This window comes from Paenibacillus sp. FSL M8-0142 (assembly GCF_038597315.1).
Classification (GTDB): Bacteria; Bacillota; Bacilli; order Paenibacillales; family Paenibacillaceae; genus Paenibacillus_AQ; species Paenibacillus_AQ lactis.
The window spans coordinates 851,173-868,878 of record NZ_CP152008.1 but is presented as its reverse complement, the minus strand read 5'-3'; the positions used below and the strand labels follow the sequence as shown (position 1 = coordinate 868,878).

Below are 17,706 nucleotides of genomic sequence, written 5' to 3'. Positions count from 1 at the left end.
TCCTGTCTGGATAGGGTTAGGTTATACCCGCTTAAATCTCCACAAAAAGCTCTGGAAATCGCCATGCATCGGCGGTATGGCCAATCCGGCATGCATGAGGCGGTCGCCCCCGTAGACGGCGCCATCCTCAAGGCAGCGGTACTCCGCATCCGGATCCAGACCTCGCGTCCGCAAATAGCGGATCGGCTCATTCGCCTCGCTCAAAATCCGGAAATAGTACAGCACCGCTTCAGAGCGGTCTTCGGACACCACCGTCCATGCCGCTTCGTTTCCCTCGAACGGATTCCGCAGCCGGTAGAAATCGCCGAATTGAACCAAGTGGCGGATCTCCTTATACAGCTTCACCTGCTCCCGCACCTCGTTCTTTTCGTCCTCCGTAAAGGCCGTCAAATCCAGCTCATACCCGAAGTTGCCCGACATGGCAGCATGCCCCCGGGTCCGCAGGGAAGTATGCCGGTGTACCTGGTGATTCGGAACCGCGGACACATGCGCGCCCATCGAGCTCAGCGGATAAACCAGGCTTGTCCCGTACTGGATTTTCAGACGGCTGACCGCGTCGGAGTTATCGCTTGTCCACGTTTGCGGCATATAGTACAGCATCCCCGGGTCGAATCTTCCCCCGCCGCCCGAGCAGCTCTCGAACAGGATGTGCGGGAATTCCGATGTCAATTGCTCCAGCACGCGGTACAGCCCCAGCATGTACCGGTGGGCCGTTTCCCGCTGCCGCTCAGGCGGAAGCGCTGCAGAACCGATCTCCGTCATGTTCCGGTTCATGTCCCATTTCACGTACGTTATCGGGGCGCTCTTCAAAATGTCGCGCACCATGCCCGCAACGGCATCGCATACCTCTTCTCTGGAGAAATCGAGGATAAGCTGCCGTCTTCCTTCCGTTCTCCGGCGATCCGGCACATGCAGGCACCAATCCGGATGAAGGCGGTACAAGTCGCTGTCGGGCGACACCATTTCCGGCTCAAACCATAAGCCGAACTGCAGGTTCAGGTCGGTGACGCGCTGAACGAGATCCTCGAGACCGTCGGGCAGCTTGTTCCGATCCACCACCCAGTCGCCGAGCGAGGTGGTGTCGTCGTTGCGCTTGCCGAACCAGCCGTCGTCAAGCACAAACAGCTCAATCCCGAGGTTCCGGCCTTCCTTGGCGATTTGCTCGATTTTCTCGGCATTGAAGTTAAAGTACGTCGCTTCCCAGTTGTTCACCAGCACCGGACGGACGGCGTCACGGAAAGCGCCGCGGCACAGCCGGGTCCGGTACAGCTTGTGATATCGCCTGGACATCCCGCCAAGCCCCTCGGCCGAGAATACCATGACCGCCTCCGGCGTCTGGAAGGCCTGTCCCGGCTCCAGCAGCCAGGAGAAGTCGAAGGGGTTGAGGCCCATAACGACGCGGGTCGTCTCATATTGATCCACTTCAACCTGCGCCGCAAAGCTGCCGCTGTACACGAGGCTGAATCCGTAGACCTCTCCGTGCTCCTCGCCGGCATCGTCGGCGAGCAGCGCCAGAAACGGATTATGGTTATGGCTGCTCGCGCCCCGCCGGCTCTCGACCCCCTGCATTCCCGGCGACAGCCTTCTCCGCTCTACGTGCCGTTCTCTGGCCCATGCGCCGTGCAGGTGGAGCAGGTCGAATCGGTTGTGGCTGAAATCCACGCTCGCGCTCATCGCCCGCAGCAGCGTCATTGGCATGGCCCCTTCATTGCGGAATAATACGGAGCGGGCAATCGCATCGTAGCTTTTGATTACGGAGTAGGACACCGTAACGGACAAGCCGCTCACGCGGTCGACCAGCCGGAGCTCCAGCGTATCGGCTTCATCGTCCTGCTCGGTGTAAACCGCAGGCAGACCTTCAAGCTTCGGCTTGCCGCCGTATATCCGATGGCTTTCGTATTCGACCTCGGCCACCGTCGTTCCGTTGGGCAGCTGCACCTGATAGGCCGGCTGACGGAAATCGCCGCTCCCGTATCCCGGATATTCCTGAGGCAGGCTGTCAAACGAGAAGGAAGCGTCGTCCCGAAACGGCGACGGCGAGAAGGAAGCTCTCTCCCTCCGCGTAAGAAGCCCTTCCACCTGCGAATCGCGAAGCTTCGGTCCCCAATATACATGGGCGGGATATAAGCCGCGAACGAGCTGAATCACATAGCTCGAATGATCACTTTGGAGATGAAATACACCTTGCTCTTCATGAAAAAAGATACTCACTGCTTCTGCCTCCTTGCCAACGTCCGATTGTAATCTCCTGATCCTACAATTCGGATCCGTCCGCTGCTGGCCGCTCGAGTATCATGACGCCCCTTGCCGGGATCGTAACATGCCCCGTAACCGGCCGCTCGGTGAGGAGATCCGTTTGGTTGGCGGATCCTGCATCAAATGCCATCGCTTCGGCGTTGTGGTTCATGATGAACAACAAGGAAGTCCCCTCCTTCACCCGCTCCACAACCTCGATCCCTGCCGGTGTATCGAGCAGCGGTTTGATCCCCTGCTCTTCGCATACATTGCTCATAAAGCCCCGAAGGAACGCCGCATCCGGGCTGCTGGCAACGTAATAGGCCTGCCCCTTGCCGAACCGGTTTCTCGTTAGCACCGGGGTGCCCTGATAAAATCGGTTCCGTACTCGGCCAGAACCTCCGCCGTTTCCGCATGGATGACATCGCACAAAATGCCGCAGGAATAACTTCCACGCAGCGGGCCCCAATCCTGCTTCATCACCATATGATTTTGCTGTTCCGGGAGCAGCGCGTCGGTCTCCTCCGCCCATATGCCCGTCACTTGGCGGAGCTTGCCGGGATAGCCGCCCAGCGTTACGAGGTCATGCTCATCGACGATCCCGCTAAAGAAGGTTGTGATAAAGGTTCCGCCGCTTGCCACGAAGCGCTCCACGCGCTCGGCGACACCCGGCTTCACCATATACAGAACAGGCGCTATCACGACATCGTACTTATCCAGGTCCTCCTCCACACCGATCACGTCCGTCTGGATATTCTGCTCGTACAAGGCGGCATAGTACTTATGGATTTCATCGACATAATTCAATTGCTTGGTCGGTCCGCTCGACAGCTCGATCGCCCAGCGGTTCTCCCAATCGTACAGGATCGCCACTCTGGCTCTGGAGCGCGCGTCGAGGATCCGGTCTCCAAGCTGCTGCAGCTCGCTTCCGAGCTCCGCGCATTCGCGGAACACCCGGGTATGCTCATGCCCCGCATGCTCGATCAGCGCGCCGTGAAATTTCTCGCACGCCCCGATGGAACGGCGCAGCTGAAAGAACATCACCGTATCGGCTCCATGCGCGACGGCCTGGTAGCTCCACAGCCGCATGACGCCCGGCCGTTTCGCCGAATTGTAAGGCGACCAGTTCTGAACGCTCGGCGTCTGCTCCATCAGCATGAACGGCTGCCCGCCTTTAAGGCCGCGCATCAGGTTATGGGACATCGCCGTGAAGCTGACCGGCGTATCGATGGCAGGGTAGTTGTCCCAGGAGACCACGTCCATGTGCTTCGCCCATTCGAAATAATCCAGCTCCGGATAAAATCCCATCAAGTTCGTCGTCACCGGAATCTCCGGTGTCACCAACTTGATCTCGTCCCGCTCCAGCCGGTAGCATTCCAGCAGGCTGTCCGATTGGAAGCGGCGGTAATCGAGCGAGATGCCCTGGAAGAACGTCCGGTTGCCGTCGAACTCCTCGCTGAGCACATTCGGCACGACGATCTCGTCCCAATCGTAGAAGGTATGGCCCCAAAAGCCGGTGTTCCATACCGCATTCAGCTTCTCCAGCGTCTCATAGCGTTTCTGCAGCCAGACGCGGAACTGCCGCTCGCAATTGTCGCAGTAGCAGTAGCCGCCGTATTCGTTCGATATATGCCAGATAACCAGTGCCGGATGATCCTTGTACCGCTCGGCCAGCTTGCGGGCCATGAGCGGAGCGTATTTGCGGTATGTCGGGCTGTTCGGGCACGAATTGTGCCGCCCACCGAATTTGCGCTTGCGGCCCTGGTAGTCGACGCGAAGCACATCCGGATATTTCTTGGCCATCCACGCCGGATGGGCTCCCGTGCTGGTTGCCAGACAGACCTTGATGCCTTCCGCCGCTAACCGGTCCATAATCTCGTCGAGCCAAGCAAAATCATAGCTTTCTTCATCACGCTGGCTTCGAGCCCAGGAAAACACATTGATGGTGGCGACATCGATTCCCGCCAGCGGAAACATCCGCATGTCCTCGTCCATCGTCGCTTTATCCCATTGCTCGGGATTGTAATCCCCGCCGTACCAGATTTTCGGAATTTTCGGATTGATCATAATCAGTGCCTCCATATGCAATCTGCTCCGCAATTCGCATTGTCGGAGCAGTTTCATTTTCTGACGTTTGGAATTATCGTTCGAACCAGTTTCTAGAGATAACGCCTTTATACCAGTAATAGCTGTCTTTTTTCGTGCGGACCAGCGTATCATAGTCCACGTGCACCAGACCGAAGCGCATGCCGTAGCCTTCCGCCCATTCGAAGTTGTCCATCAGCGACCATTCCATGTAGCCCTTCAGATTAATACCGTCTTCGATCGCGCGGCTGGCTTGAATCAGATGCATCGCGAGATAATCGATCCGCCGCTGGTCGTGAATGCGTCCGTCTTGCTCGAGGCCGTCGTTGTAACAGGCGCCATTCTCCGTAATATAGAGATTCGGGTTGCCGTACTTGTCGGCCGTGTAACGAAGCAGCTGATACAGCCCTTCCGCGTAAATCTCCCAGCCGATATCCGTCTTGGCCACGCCGAGCGACACCGCTTCGCTGGACAGCATTCCGCCTGCTTCGCCCGGATTATAGCGATTCATCGAGGACGTGTAATAATTAATGCCGATAAAATCGATCGGCTGACGGATAATGTCCATGTCTCCCGCCACGACCGGAGGTTGATATCCGAGCTTCTCATACCATTCCAGCATAAACTTCGGATACTCTCCGAAGTAGATCGGGTCGAGATACCAATCGCCGGACCAGCCGTTGATCCGGAGGCAGGCCTCGATATCCTTCTCCGTATTGCGGTATGGCACCGCCCAAGCCGTATTCGGCGCAATGCCGATCTCCCCCGGAATGCCAAGCTCCCTGAAGCGTTTAACCGCCTTGCCGTGAGCGACGAGGAGATGATGGCTGACGTCGATGGCCAGCTGCAAATCCTTGTTCCCCGGGGCGTGAACGCCAAGGTAGTTCGAGAGGAACGCCATGCACCACGGCTCATTAAACGTGATCCAGTGCTTGATTTTACCCTTGAACTCGTTAAACATCAGCTCCGCGTACTGGGCAAATGCGTCGATCGACCCGCGGCTTCCCCAGCCGCCCTCATCCTGCAGCGCCTGCGGCAAGTCCCAATGGTACAGCGTGCAGAACGGTTCGATGCCGTTCGCAAGAAGCGCGTCCACCAATCGGTGATAGTAATCGAGCCCGGCCCGGTTCACTTCGCCTCTTCCGCTTGGAAGCACGCGCGGCCAGGATACCGAGAAGCGGTACACCTTGACGCCGAGTTCCTTCAGCAGCTGCACATCCTCCTCCACCCGATGATAGCTGTCGCAGGCAACGTTGCCGTTGTCTCCGTTCTTGACCTTGCCCGGCGTATGGGCGAAGGTGTCCCAGATCGACATGCCCCGACCGTCTTCGTTATAAGCTCCTTCGATCTGATAAGAGGCCGTTGCTACGCCCCATTTGAAATCCTGGGGAAACTTGTGAATGCTCATCCTCCATCTCTCCCTCTTGCGCTTGGTTTTAATAAAAATGCACCGCTCCTGTGTCCCGCAAAGCCGGTCAGGAGAGCGGTGCATCTTGTTCATGCTTCAGACATTCAAACTCCTGATTGGGTTTACTGACTCAAACTATCCCATGAAGCCTGCATATCCTCAAGCATTTTTGTCACATCGGATTTGCCTGCAAAGTAGGCCTGCATCGAGTTCGCAAACTCTTGCGTTACGCCGTCAGGGAATTTCGGAGCCTGCTGCGGCAGCACTTTTCCGGCCTGCACATATTCCCATACCGACGCACCCAGGTCGCCCATATCCTCAGGGGTTGCTTCGATTGTGGACAAAGCCGGGATGAATTTGAACTTCTTCACGATGTACTCTTTCCCGATATCGGAAGTGACGAGCCAGTTCAGGAATACTTTCGCTTCTTCCTTTACCGGTGAGTTTTTGTTAATGACGAGGTTGGCCGGTACGCCGACGTTCAGCTTGTCGTTCTGTTCGGCATCCTCACCCATCGGCATCGGCAGGAAGCCCAGGTTCAGCTCCGGATTGATGGCGTCGATTTCCGTTTGGGACCAGTTGCCGTTTTGCATCATGGCCGCTTTTTCAGTTGCCAGCAAGGATACGGCGGTGTTGTAATCGGTCGTCAGCGGGTTTTTGTTGCCGTGATCCAGCGTCAGCTGCATCAGCTTAGCCCATGCTTCGAACTGCGGGTTGCCCGCGAATTTCTCCGTGCCGTCGCTCAAGCCTTTAATAAACGCGTCCGGATCGTTCTGCAGCGCGAATGCAGGGTTAATGCCCTGGTTGCCCAGCAGCCACCATTCCTGATAAGCGTTCGCGAACGGCGTTACGCCGATTGCTTCCAGCTTCTTCGCGGCATCCTCCAGCTGGGAGTAGGTTTTCGGAAGCTCGGTAATGCCTGCTTGCTCGAACAGATCTTTATTGTAGATATAGCCCCAGCCTTCAAGGTTCATCGGCATGCCATATACTTTGCCGTCTTTAGTCATCGGCTTCTTCGCCATATCGACCAGATCGGCTACCCATGGCTGATCGGACAAATCTTCGAGGTTGTCAAACCACATCTCCATCTCGGCATAACCGCCGTTGGAGAAAATGTCCGGTGCGTCGCCCGAAGCGAATTTTGTCTTCAGAGAAGCGCCATAGTCTGCACCGCCGCCGACCGTCTGAATGTCCAGCTTGATGTTCGGATGCTCTTTTTCGAATTCAACCTTCAGCTCATTCAGACCATCTACGATCTCGGTTTTGAATTGGAAGATCTTAACCGTTTTTACATCACCGGAAGCTGCATCGCTGTTGCCGCTTCCCTCTTCCGACGATTTGCCGCCGCAGGCCGCAAGGACCATCGAGAATGCCAGCAGCATGACCAGGGTCAATTTCATTTTTTTCATTGCGTGTTACCCCCTTGAGAAAATGTATATATAAAAGTTTGAGAAACCTAAATCACGGTGACTATCGTGCGGTGATGGCCATTCGCAAGCGGATCAGCCTTTGACGGAGCCGGCCGCGACGCCTTCGACAATATACTTCTGCAACGATAAGAAAAATATGATAATCGGCGTAATCCCGAGCACCAGTGCCGGCAGCGCCATATCCCACTGCTTGGAATACTGTCCGAAGAAGGCGAAGGTCGCCAGCGGAATGGTCCGCAGCTCCGGACTTTGCAGAATCAGGGACGGCAGCAGATAGTCGTTCCAGATCCACAAGCTGTTCAGGATGATGACCGTTACGAGCATCGGCTTCAGCATCGGGAGAATGATCCGGCCGAACACGCCGTAGGACGATGCCCCGTCTACCGTAGCCGCCTCTTCGATCTCCAGCGGAATCGATTTTACAAATCCGTGGAACAAGAAGATGGAGAGCGGAATGCCAAGCCCCAGGTAGGATAGAATCAGGCCGACCATGCTGTTATTGACGTTCAGCCATCCGACCACCTGCAGCAGCGGGATCATAATGGACTGGAACGGGATGACCATCGCGGATACGAAGATCATAAACACGATGCGGTTAAAGACCGTGTTCGCGCGGACCATCCGGTAGGCCGCCATCGCGCTGAGCAGCGCGATAATCAGATTGCTGATCACGGTAATGATCAGGGAATTCGTGAAGGCTTCCGGGAATCTCGTAAGCTCCCATGCCTTCGAATAGTTATCCCAGTGGAACATGCTCGGCCAATTGGCCGCGTTGACCATGATGTCGCCCAGCGACTTCACCGAGTTGACGAGCAGGAAGTAAAAGGGCGCTAAAAATAGGATGGCGATGATAAACATCACGACTTGCAGGATCAGGGCCGATGCCGATTGTGAGGATTTGGTCTTCATCAAGCTTCAACCTCCTTATTCTTCGTCAGGCGGACCTGAATGAGGGTGATGACGGCCACCACGATGAAGAAGATCAAGGATTTTGCCGTACCCAATCCATAACGGTTATTCAGGAAAGCTTCATTATACACGTTCATCGCAAGCGACTCGGTCGAGCCGTAAGGTCCGCCCTTGGTCAGCGACAGGTTCAGGTCGAACATTTTGAAGGACCAGGATATCGCAAGGAACAGACAGACGGTCACTGCCGGCATAATCAGCGGCACCATAATATTTTTCAGCACCTGGAAGCGGTTCGCCCCGTCAATCTCGGCGGCTTCTAGCACTTCCTTCGACACGTTGGTGATGGAGGCAATGTAGATGATCATCAGATAGCCGGAAGACTGCCATACGAATACCAGAATGATTCCCCAGAATCCGGTAACCTCATCCCCCAGCCAAGGCAGCTGGAAAAACGCGAGACCGGTTACATCTCCAAGCGTCGCAAATCCTTTGATAAAAATGAACTGCCAAATGAAACCAAGCAGCAGACCGCCGATCACGTTCGGCATAAAGAAGATCGTCCGCAGGAAGTTCCGCCCTCTGATCTTCTTGGTCAGGAAGTAGGCCAGGAAAAATCCCACCAGATTGGTTAAAATGACGCCGACAATCGTAAACTTGGTTGTAAACCAAAAGGAGTCGGCAAACGCGCGGTCGCTCGTGAATATTTTGACGAAATTATCGAGTCCCACCCATTCGACATTGCCCGATACGCCGTTCCAATTCGTAAAGGAATAATACATTCCCATGACAAACGGGATTATGATCGTAATGCCGAAAAACAGCAGCGCGGGTCCAATATACACCAGCTGCTGCATCAGCGCAGCCGTTCTTTTGCTATACATGTAAATCCCCCTCCGCTTGTCCTATCGTTTCGTTTCTCTCTGATTCAATTATGCTAAGATTAGTAACATAGCACTACCCTAGGATGTGAACGAATAGGTATAGAAAATTGATCGGCGGGTGAAAGATTTGAACTGGAACAGCATACGCACAAAATTGATCGCCTTTATGATCCTGGCCACGATCATCCCGACGACAGCCGCCTTGATCATCAGTTATGTCACGACGACCAATGCGTTAAAGGAGCGGGCGGTGGTTGAGAACCAAAATCTTCTTTACCAGGGGCGGATGAATCTGGAGAGTGATTTGGAAGAATTGAACCGGAGCTCCTTGACGGTCTATTCCGATCCTGAGTTTTTCCGCAGCCTGTATTACAGCCACGGCAACATCAGCACTGGCGGCAGGCAGTCTGCAACGATGCAGTCGATGTATCATGCCATTACCGGAACGCGGCAGGTCTATCTGTACGTAGACGGTCAGCGGGAGTCCACCTTGTACGCACAAGATATAGCGAGAAAAGCCAGCGACATCAGTCTGTATCGGGAAATTCCGGATCTGCAGGGCCGAAAGCTGTTTATCCAGCCGCCTCATGCCCTGCATACCTACGGCTTTCAACTGGCCTATCCCTATGAAGAGAATACCAAGGTGCTGACGCTGTATCGGGTCATCGAGCGCGTGCCATCCTCGGACCGGCTTGGGCTGCTCGCGATTGATCTGGACATGACGTTCCTCAGCCGGATCAGCAGTCAATTATTCCAGCCTGGGAACGAGCAGCTATACATTACAAGCGAAGACGGGATTGTCATGTATTCCGGAGACGAAAAGCGAATTGGGCAGCCCCTTGGCGAGGATTGGTATAAGACCATTATGGAATCGGGACAACAGCAGGGCTATTTCGAACATAACGACAACATTTATGTGTATAACCGCGTCCAGACCTCTGTCAGCAATTGGACGATGATTAAGGAAATTCCGTCCTCCTATATTTTGAGCAGCGCGGACAAGGCGGCTTTCATCAATATTTTATTGCTTGCGGTATCGTTCATCCTGATCATCGCCGCCATGATCTGGATCTCGGTGCGAATTACCGCTCCGATCCGGGAGCTTGTCGGATTTATGAGCCAGGTAAAGAGCGGGCGCATGACGGTTGATATCGAATCGGACCGCAAGGACGAGATCGGCATTCTGTACCGCAGATTCAGCAGCATGATGGATACGATCAACAACCTGATTTTGCAGGAATACAAGCTGAAGCTGGCCAATCGGACGAACCAGCTCCGGGCGCTCCAGGCCCAGGTGAACCCGCATTTCATGAACAATGCCCTGCAGACCATCGGCACGCTTGCGCTTGAGCATGATATGAAGAGAATTTACTCTCTTATCTCGGCCCTTGCCCGGATGATGCGTTACAGCATGTACAATACCGATAAACCGGTAACGCTTCGCACGGAGCTGAATCACATCAAGGATTACATCGAGCTGCAGAAGGAGAATGTGGAAGAGTCCACCTTGGAAATGACTATACCGAAGATGCTGATCCAGCCGCTGGTTGAAAACTTTTTCAAGCACGGCATGAATCCGGTCGCCCAAGACAACTATATCCTCGTTCAAAGCCGGCGTCTCTCCCCTTCGCTCGTGCAGATTACCGTCGAGGATAACGGCAACGGCATGCCTGAGGAGAAGTTCGAAGCGCTGCAAGCGCAGCTGCGTCAATTGGAGGAGCTGGACCTGGAGCAGCTGCAGGTTAGCTCTGAGGACAAGGAGGACCAAAGCGGCATCGGCCTCATCAACATTATGACAAGGCTCAAGCTGTATTCCCGGGGAAAATCCGGGTTCAATCTGGAGAACAACCAGCCGCGTGGCTTCCGTGTTGTTCTGACTATACATGTGGAAGGTGAAACGGATGAAGGCATTGATCGTCGATGACGAGAGCCGCGTGCGCAAAGCGATTCAGCTGCTTGTCCGGTGGGAGGAGCATGGCATTACCGAAATTCAGGAGGCCGCCAACGGGCAGGAAGCAATGGAGATGATCCCCTCTTATCGCCCGAGCCTCGTCCTGATGGACATGCTGATGCCGCTGAAGAACGGTGTCGATCTCATGAAATGGATTCACGAGCATTACCCGGATACGAAATTCATCGTCATCAGCGGGCATGATGATTTCGAATTTGTCCGCAATACGATCCGCTATAGCGGTACGGATTATATCTTGAAGCCGATCGAAGAGGCTGCCATCAATGAAGCCGTCGACAAGGCGGCATCGGCCTGGCGGGCGGAGGAAGCGGAGCGCCGGGCTGCGCAGCAGCAGCACGTGCAGGTCAACGAATACCGGCCGGTGTACTCCGAGAAGCTGCTGACAAGCTTGCTCGAGGATCCGAGCGCCCATGCCCAGGTTGCACGGCGGCTGAAGACCGAAGGCATCGTTCCGGAGTCAGCGGAGCGCGTACGGCTGGCCGTGCTGCAGATCGATCCATCGGACAGTACGTTATTCGAGCGTTTCGGCCATCATCTCGATCTTCTTATGTTTGCCCTGCTGAATATTTGCAATGAATTTCTGCAAAAGGACGGCGTCGGGATCGCATTCCGCCATTTCGGCTCCCATCATCGAATCGTGATCCTCGTCTGGGAGCAGATCGGCGCGCTGACCGCCCGCCTTCATGATATAAACGACGGGATCCACCGGACGCTGTCGCGGCATATGCATTTTGGCACCAGCCCGGCGGGGAGCTACCCCGGGGACATGCCCAAGCTGTATGCCAAATGCCTGTCCTCTCTCGCTTCGCGCGACTTGACGGTGCTCAGCCATTTCATCCATGACGGAGACGAGGTCCGAAGCCTTGCCAGGGATCTGCCCAAGGCCCTCCAGTTCGGAAGCTATGAGGATTCTTGGAAGCTTGCCGTTCTCAGCGGACAGCCTAACCTGATTGCGGATGCAGTCGAAGCGTGGACGCACGAAATCCGCAAAACCGGAGTGATTACACCTGAACTTCTAGCACAGTGGGACCGGGACATCGAGCGGTTTGCCAACCAGGTCATTTATGAAACGGCTGGTGCCGGATCCGAACCGGTGCACAAGCTCTACCGGGAGGCGTGTTCCGAATTGGAGTCCCCGAATCCCAATAAATACGTATTCTCGCTTGCCGAATGGCAGCACTATTGGACGGGTTTGATGAACCGCCTTTCCTCCGTCCTGCTGTCCAGAACGCAGTCCGGCGGGGAGCTGATCCGCGACATTACGGACTACATCGAGCAGCACTACCAGAACGAGGTGTCGCTGTACGAGATCGCAAGCCGGTTCCATGTGAGCCGGGAATACATCTCCCGTAAATTCAAGCAGCAGCATCAGGTTAACATACCGGAGTATATCAACCGTCTCCGGATCTCCAAGGCGAAAATCCTGCTGCAGAACCCTGCGCTGAAAATGGCGGCGATCGCCGAGATGGTCGGGTTCAAGAACGAGAAGTACTTCAGCCTCGTGTTCAAGAAGCAGGAAGGCATATCGCCGAAGGAATTTCGCAAGCGTTTGACCGATTTCATGTAACGCGGTCTCGCGGGCGGTCTCGCGGGCGGTCTCGCGGGCGGTCTCGCGGGCGGTCTCGCGGGCGGTCTCGCGGGCGGTCTCGCGGGCGGTCTCGCGGGCGGTCTCGCGGGCAAAAAAAAGCAGAGCTAGCAGGGAATGCTCCCTGCTGCTCTGCTTTTTCAGTATGGCTCAGCTCCTTATCCTTAACGGCGATCCGCCGCTACATGCTGCTGCTCAATTTGCCCGATCTACAGCTTCTCCAAAATCATGACGCCCCGCGCAGGGACTTCACACTGCTTCTGCTGTTCCTTGCCCGTCAGTAAATCCTTGTAAACCACATCCCCTAATGGCACGGTCTTAGCTTCCGCCGTATGGTTAAGCACGAAAGTAAATGCCTTATCATCCTTGACCCTGCGGGCAGCCTCCACGCCGGCCGGCGCATCCAGCACCGACTGAATACCGTGCTCTGCGCAGATCGTTTTCATCAAATCCTGCAGGAACTTCGCGTCCGGACTGGATGCAACATACCAGGCTTTGCCTTGGCCGAAACGGTTGACCGTAAGCGACGGCATGCCTTTATAATAGTCCGAGCCATACTCAGCAACGACCTCTGCCCCTTCCGCATGAATCACATCGCACAAAATGCCGCAGTCATAGGAGCCTTTCAGCTCCCCATGCTTGCCCCGGATGATCATCTGATTTTGCTGTCCCGGCAGCAGGGCATCGATCTCCTCGGCCCAAATTCCCATCAGACTGCGCAGCTCGCCTGGATAACCGCCCAGCGTTACGATATCGTTTTCGTTGACAATGCCGCTGAAGAAGGTGGTCAAGAAAGTGCCTCCCCGAGACACAAATTCCTCGACGCGCTTGGCGAATCCCGGCTTCACCATATACATGACCGGAGCAATGACAACGTCATATTGGGACAGATCCTCTTCCACGCTGATCATATCCGTCTGAATATGCAGCTGGTGCAGCGCATCATAATACTTATGCACTTCGCTAACATAATTCAGCGCGACCGTCGGACCGCTGGACAGCTCAATCCCCCAACGGTTCTCCCAGTCGTACATGATCGCTACTTTCGCGTCGGAGCGTGCGTCCAAAAGCCGTTCCCCGAGCTGCTTCAGCTCCTTGCCCAGCTCCGCACATTCGCGGAACACGCGGGTATGCTCATGGCCGACATGCTCGATCACCGCGCCGTGATATTTCTCGCAGGCACCGATCGAACGGCGCAGCTGGAAGAACATAACCGTATCCGCCCCATGGGCAACCGCTTGGTAGCTCCATAGCCGCATGACGCCGGGGCGCTTCGCCGAGTTGTACGGCTGCCAGTTCTGAACGCTCGGCGTTTGCTCCATCAGCATGAACGGCTGCCCGCTCTTAAGCCCGCGCATAAGCGCATGCGTCATCGCCGTAAAGCTGAACGGAGTATCAAGCGATGGATAATTGTCCCATGAGACAACGTCCATCTCCTTGGCCCATTTGAAATAGTCGAGCTCCGGATAAAAGCCCATCAGATTGGTGGTTACCGGGATATCCGGTGTGATGCGTTTCAGCTCATCCCGTTCGAGTTTATAGCAGTCTAACAGGCTGTCAGACTGGAAGCGGCGGTAATCAAGGGAAATTCCTTGGAAATTCGTCCGGTTGCCGCCCCATTCCTCACTCAGTGCATTCGGGACGACGATATCCTCCCAGTCGTAGAACGTATGCCCCCAGAAGCGGGTATTCCATGCTTTATTGAGCGCATCCAGCGTCCCGTAACGCTGCTTGAGCCACACACGGAATGCCTCCGCGCAATTGTCGCAATAACAGTAGCCGCCGTACTCGTTCGATACATGCCAGATCAGAACAGCCGGGTGATCCTTATACCGCTCCGCTAACTTGCTTGCCATGAGCTTCGCATATTTCCGGTACGTAGGGCTGTTCGGGCAGGAGTTATGCCGTCCGCCGAACCTCCGCTTGCGGCCCTCGTAATCGACGCGCAGAATATCCGGATATTTCCGCGCCATCCAAGCCGGATGAGCGGCCGTGCTTGTTGCGAGGCAGACATAAACGCCATTCCGGTAAAGCCTGTCAATGGTCTCGTCCAACCAGGCGAAATCGTAAGTATCCTCCTCCGGTTGATTCAGCGCCCACGAGAACACGTTGATTGTGGCGACATCGATGCCAGCCAGCTTAAACATGCGGTCGTCCTCTTTCCAGATCTCCTCGTCCCACTGCTCCGGATTATAGTCGCCGCCGTACCACATTTTCGGTAATTTCTCATTAATCATAGCCGTTCTCCATCCTCTCATAACCGTTATCTGTCGTTAAAAAAGGTATTTTCGCTCGTTCCATCCTCCAAAAGTAGCAACCCTTACCTCAATTCCTCGAACATATCCCTTTAGGGGACTTGTTGCTCGAGTTTTCGCCTCGGTTCCCTGAGCAAGTCCCTTTTAAGGACTTGTTGCTCCAATTTCCGCCTCAGATCCCTGAGCAAGTCCCTTTTAAGGACTTGCTACTCGAAATTCCGCCCCAGGTCCCCGAGCAAGTCCCTTTTAAGGACTTGTTGCTCCAATTTCCGCCTCAGATCCCTGAGCAAGTCCCTTTTAGGGACTTGTTACTCGAAATATTACCCCAGTTAGCCAAACAAGTCCCTTTTGAGGACTTGTTGTACGTTCCCACACCTACATATCAGTCCTAACCACACTGCCTGGCACCCTCCACAGCCACACTGCCTAGATGCCCTCCCTAACAGGCTCAGGCACGCTCTAACGGGAGCACGCGATACGTCTCTCCCTTGACCGTGTCGAAGGAGCAGCGCTCGCCCGAAGCTGCAGCTGATCCGTCCTCACGCTGCACCCGCACCGGGATCCCGCAGCTGACGCTGCAAGGCTGCCCATGGGTTGACGTGATCGACGCCGATGCCAATGCGCCGTCCTTCCACTCCATGTCAATCAGGAAGCCGCCCCGCGCCTTCAAGCCGCGGACGGCACCCGAGGACCATGCAGCCGGCAGCGCGGGCAGCAGCACAATCTCGCCCAGATGGCTCTGCAGCAGCATTTCGGCGAGGCCGGCAGCTCCGCCGAAATTGGCGTCGATCTGGAACGGCGGATGATCGCCGAACAGGTTCGGGTGAACCGAACGGGTTAGTAAAGTCCGCACGTATTGATAAGCCAGCTCCGGCTGCTGCAGCCTTGCGAACAGATTGATGAGCCACACGCAGCTCCAGCCCGTATGTCCGCCGCCGCTCCGGATACGGGACATGAGCGACTGCAGGGCGGCTTCCGCCAACTCGGGCGTATCCCGCAGAGTGATATCGGTGCCGGGATACAGGCCGTACAGATGCGATACGTGCCGATGGCCCGGTTCCGCCTCCGCAAAAGGCTTGCTCCACTCCATCAGCCGCCCGTCATCATCGATTTGATATGGAAGGAGCCGCTCCAGCGCGCTCCGCAGCTCTTCCTGCAGCTCCCGGTCGATCTCCAGTTGCTCGGAGGCTTCAAGGCAATGGCGGAACAGTTCGCGAATCAGCGCCATATCCATCGTGGACCCTGCCGATACGCTGCACGGCACGCCTTCCTTCGTCAAGAACTGATTCTCCGGCGATGTCGACGGGCTGGTAACCAGATGCCTCTCGCCGTCTTCGATCAGCCAATCCAGGCAAAATAGCGCCGCCTCCCGCATGAGAGGATAAGCCGTGTTCCTTAAGTACTCCGGATCCGGGTTGAATACATAGTGCTCCCATAGATGGCGGCACAACCAAGGGCCGGCCATCGGCCAAAACGCCCACATGGCCCTTCCATTGCTTGGATTAGCCATTCGCCATAGGTCAACATTATGATGTGCGGCCCATCCCCGGGCATTGTAATGAATTTTGGCCGTCCGTGCTCCGCTGACGGCTAGCTCCCGGACCATTTGGATCAGCGGTTCATGACATTCGCTCAGATTGCCCGTCTCCGCTGCCCAGTAGTTCATCTCCGTATTGATATTGGTCGTATAATTGCTGTTCCAAGGCGGCTGAACATGAGGGTTCCACAGCCCTTGGAGATGCGCCGGCTGGGTTCCGGGGCGGGAGCTTGCCATCAGCAAATATCGCCCGTATTGGAACATCAGCGCCTCCAGCGATGGATCCTCCTGACCTCCGGCGTAAGCCGCCAGGCGCTGATCCGTCGGGATCGCCTCCATCCGGGCACGATGCTCGGCATCGCCCAGTTCCACCGCCACCCGTCCGAAGAGCGCCCGATGCTCCTCCGTATGCCGCAAACGCAAGGCTTCGTCATCGTACCCTGCAGCGGCTTCAAGACGGGCGCTGCACAGCCTTGCCGGATCGCTCCCCTTAGCCCCCGGCATGACGTCAAAGCCTTCGAAGTCCGTGGCTGCCGCAACATGCAGCGTCACGGCACTGGCACCGGTAACCGTCAAGACATCGCCGTTTATGCCGATGCGGCCCCCATCCGCCCGGACCGCGACCTGCATTTCATATCGGAGCCCACTTCCTTCCTCGTATAATACCGATTGGGGGTGGTCACCTCGGTAGTTATCCGCGATGTGCGTCGGCGCATGTCCGAACAGCCGCATAACGCCGCCGGGCGTAATATCAGTCTCATAGCTCAGAGGCGACTGCAGCTTCAGCTTCAGATGAACGCTCCCTTCGGCACTGCCCGTATACCGGATCACTGCGATCTGGTCCGCCGCGCTGATAAACATCTCCCTCTGAAAGCTTTCGCCTCGGGCAGTCCGGAATACCACTGAAGCAACGCCCTTGCCCAGATCCAGCTCGCGCCGGTAATCCGACTGCCCATCATCGATCCCCGTTTGTTCAATCAGCAGGTCCCCGAGCGGTAAAAAGGCCTCCGTATTCCGGCCAACCATCCGTTCCTCAATCAGCTTCTCGGCCTCCGCATATTTCTCGGAAGCGATCAATTCCCTGGCCGCTTGCAAATAACGAAGCGCCTCGTAATTGTTCGTATCCCTAGGGAATCCGGACCAGAGTGTATCCTCATTCCATTGAATACGCTCCTCCTGAATGCCCCCGAACACCATTGCGCCAAGGCGTCCATTCCCTAAAGGAAGCGCCTCTTCCCATACGGAAGCCGGCTTGTCGTACCACAGCTTATAGGCGCTGCGCGGATTCGTTTCCAGCTTGATCTCCTCCTTTTCGCGTAACGTGCATCCTCTCGTAGTCGTCGATTTGCCATTGTGCGCCAAGCGAGTTCTTGTTCCTAATGATTTCTTCTTGATTGTATTTCTCCATA

Annotated in this window: 10 protein-coding genes and 1 pseudogene; 2 read left to right on the top strand and 9 right to left on the bottom strand. The window is 55.7% G+C overall.

Annotation, left to right across the window (positions count from 1 at the left end; genetic code table 11):
• Nucleotides 1-21 precede the first annotated feature (21 nt).
• The 7 genes and pseudogenes from NSQ46_RS03805 to NSQ46_RS03775 form a co-directional block, all read right to left on the bottom strand.
• Nucleotides 22-2,211, bottom strand: a complete 2,190-nt coding sequence (locus tag NSQ46_RS03805; RefSeq protein WP_007131724.1) for an alpha-galactosidase — start codon at nt 2,209-2,211, stop codon at nt 22-24.
• A 43-nt stretch (nt 2,212-2,254) separates the two neighbouring features.
• Complete coding sequence (locus tag NSQ46_RS03800) at nt 2,255-2,407, bottom strand: Beta-galactosidase C-terminal domain (protein WP_342576971.1); 153 nt, start codon at nt 2,405-2,407, stop codon at nt 2,255-2,257.
• Between the two features lie 135 nt (nt 2,408-2,542).
• Nucleotides 2,543-4,212: pseudogene (locus NSQ46_RS03795) on the bottom strand (beta-galactosidase); the annotation flags it as partial.
• Between the two features lie 163 nt (nt 4,213-4,375).
• A complete protein-coding gene (locus NSQ46_RS03790; RefSeq protein ID WP_342576354.1) occupies nt 4,376-5,728 on the bottom strand; it encodes a GH1 family beta-glucosidase in 1,353 nt (450 codons plus the stop codon).
• A 122-nt stretch (nt 5,729-5,850) separates the two neighbouring features.
• Nucleotides 5,851-7,137 (bottom strand): ABC transporter substrate-binding protein, encoded by a 1,287-nt coding sequence (locus tag NSQ46_RS03785; RefSeq protein WP_007131727.1) that lies wholly within the window; start codon nt 7,135-7,137, stop codon nt 5,851-5,853.
• A 93-nt stretch (nt 7,138-7,230) separates the two neighbouring features.
• Entirely contained in the window at nt 7,231-8,067 is an 837-nt protein-coding gene (locus NSQ46_RS03780) for a carbohydrate ABC transporter permease (RefSeq protein WP_007131728.1), read from the bottom strand.
• Nucleotides 8,067-8,948 carry a sugar ABC transporter permease gene (locus NSQ46_RS03775; protein ID WP_342576353.1) on the bottom strand — a complete coding sequence of 294 codons (882 nt, stop codon included), beginning with the start codon at nt 8,946-8,948 and terminating at the stop codon, nt 8,067-8,069. The genes NSQ46_RS03780 and NSQ46_RS03775 overlap by 1 nt, the downstream gene beginning before the upstream one ends.
• 118 nt (nt 8,949-9,066) lie before the next feature.
• On the opposite strand from NSQ46_RS03775, the gene NSQ46_RS03770 reads away from it, so the two are divergent.
• Together NSQ46_RS03770 and NSQ46_RS03765 are read left to right on the top strand one after the other, a co-directional pair.
• Entirely contained in the window at nt 9,067-10,872 is a 1,806-nt protein-coding gene (locus NSQ46_RS03770) for a histidine kinase (RefSeq protein ID WP_342576352.1), read from the top strand.
• Complete coding sequence (locus NSQ46_RS03765; protein WP_144878278.1) at nt 10,850-12,487, top strand: response regulator; 1,638 nt, start codon at nt 10,850-10,852, stop codon at nt 12,485-12,487. Before NSQ46_RS03770 ends, NSQ46_RS03765 begins: the two co-directional genes overlap by 23 nt.
• A 227-nt stretch (nt 12,488-12,714) precedes the next feature.
• Here NSQ46_RS03765 and NSQ46_RS03760 read toward each other — a convergent pair whose 3' ends face one another.
• Complete coding sequence (locus NSQ46_RS03760; RefSeq protein ID WP_144878279.1) at nt 12,715-14,742, bottom strand: beta-galactosidase; 2,028 nt, start codon at nt 14,740-14,742, stop codon at nt 12,715-12,717.
• Nucleotides 14,743-15,208: 466 nt separating this feature from the next.
• Nucleotides 15,209-17,659: a glycoside hydrolase family 95 protein gene (locus tag NSQ46_RS03755; RefSeq protein ID WP_342576351.1), complete on the bottom strand. Its 2,451-nt coding sequence runs from the start codon at nt 17,657-17,659 to the stop codon at nt 15,209-15,211.
• Nucleotides 17,660-17,706: the final 47 nt, after the last annotated feature.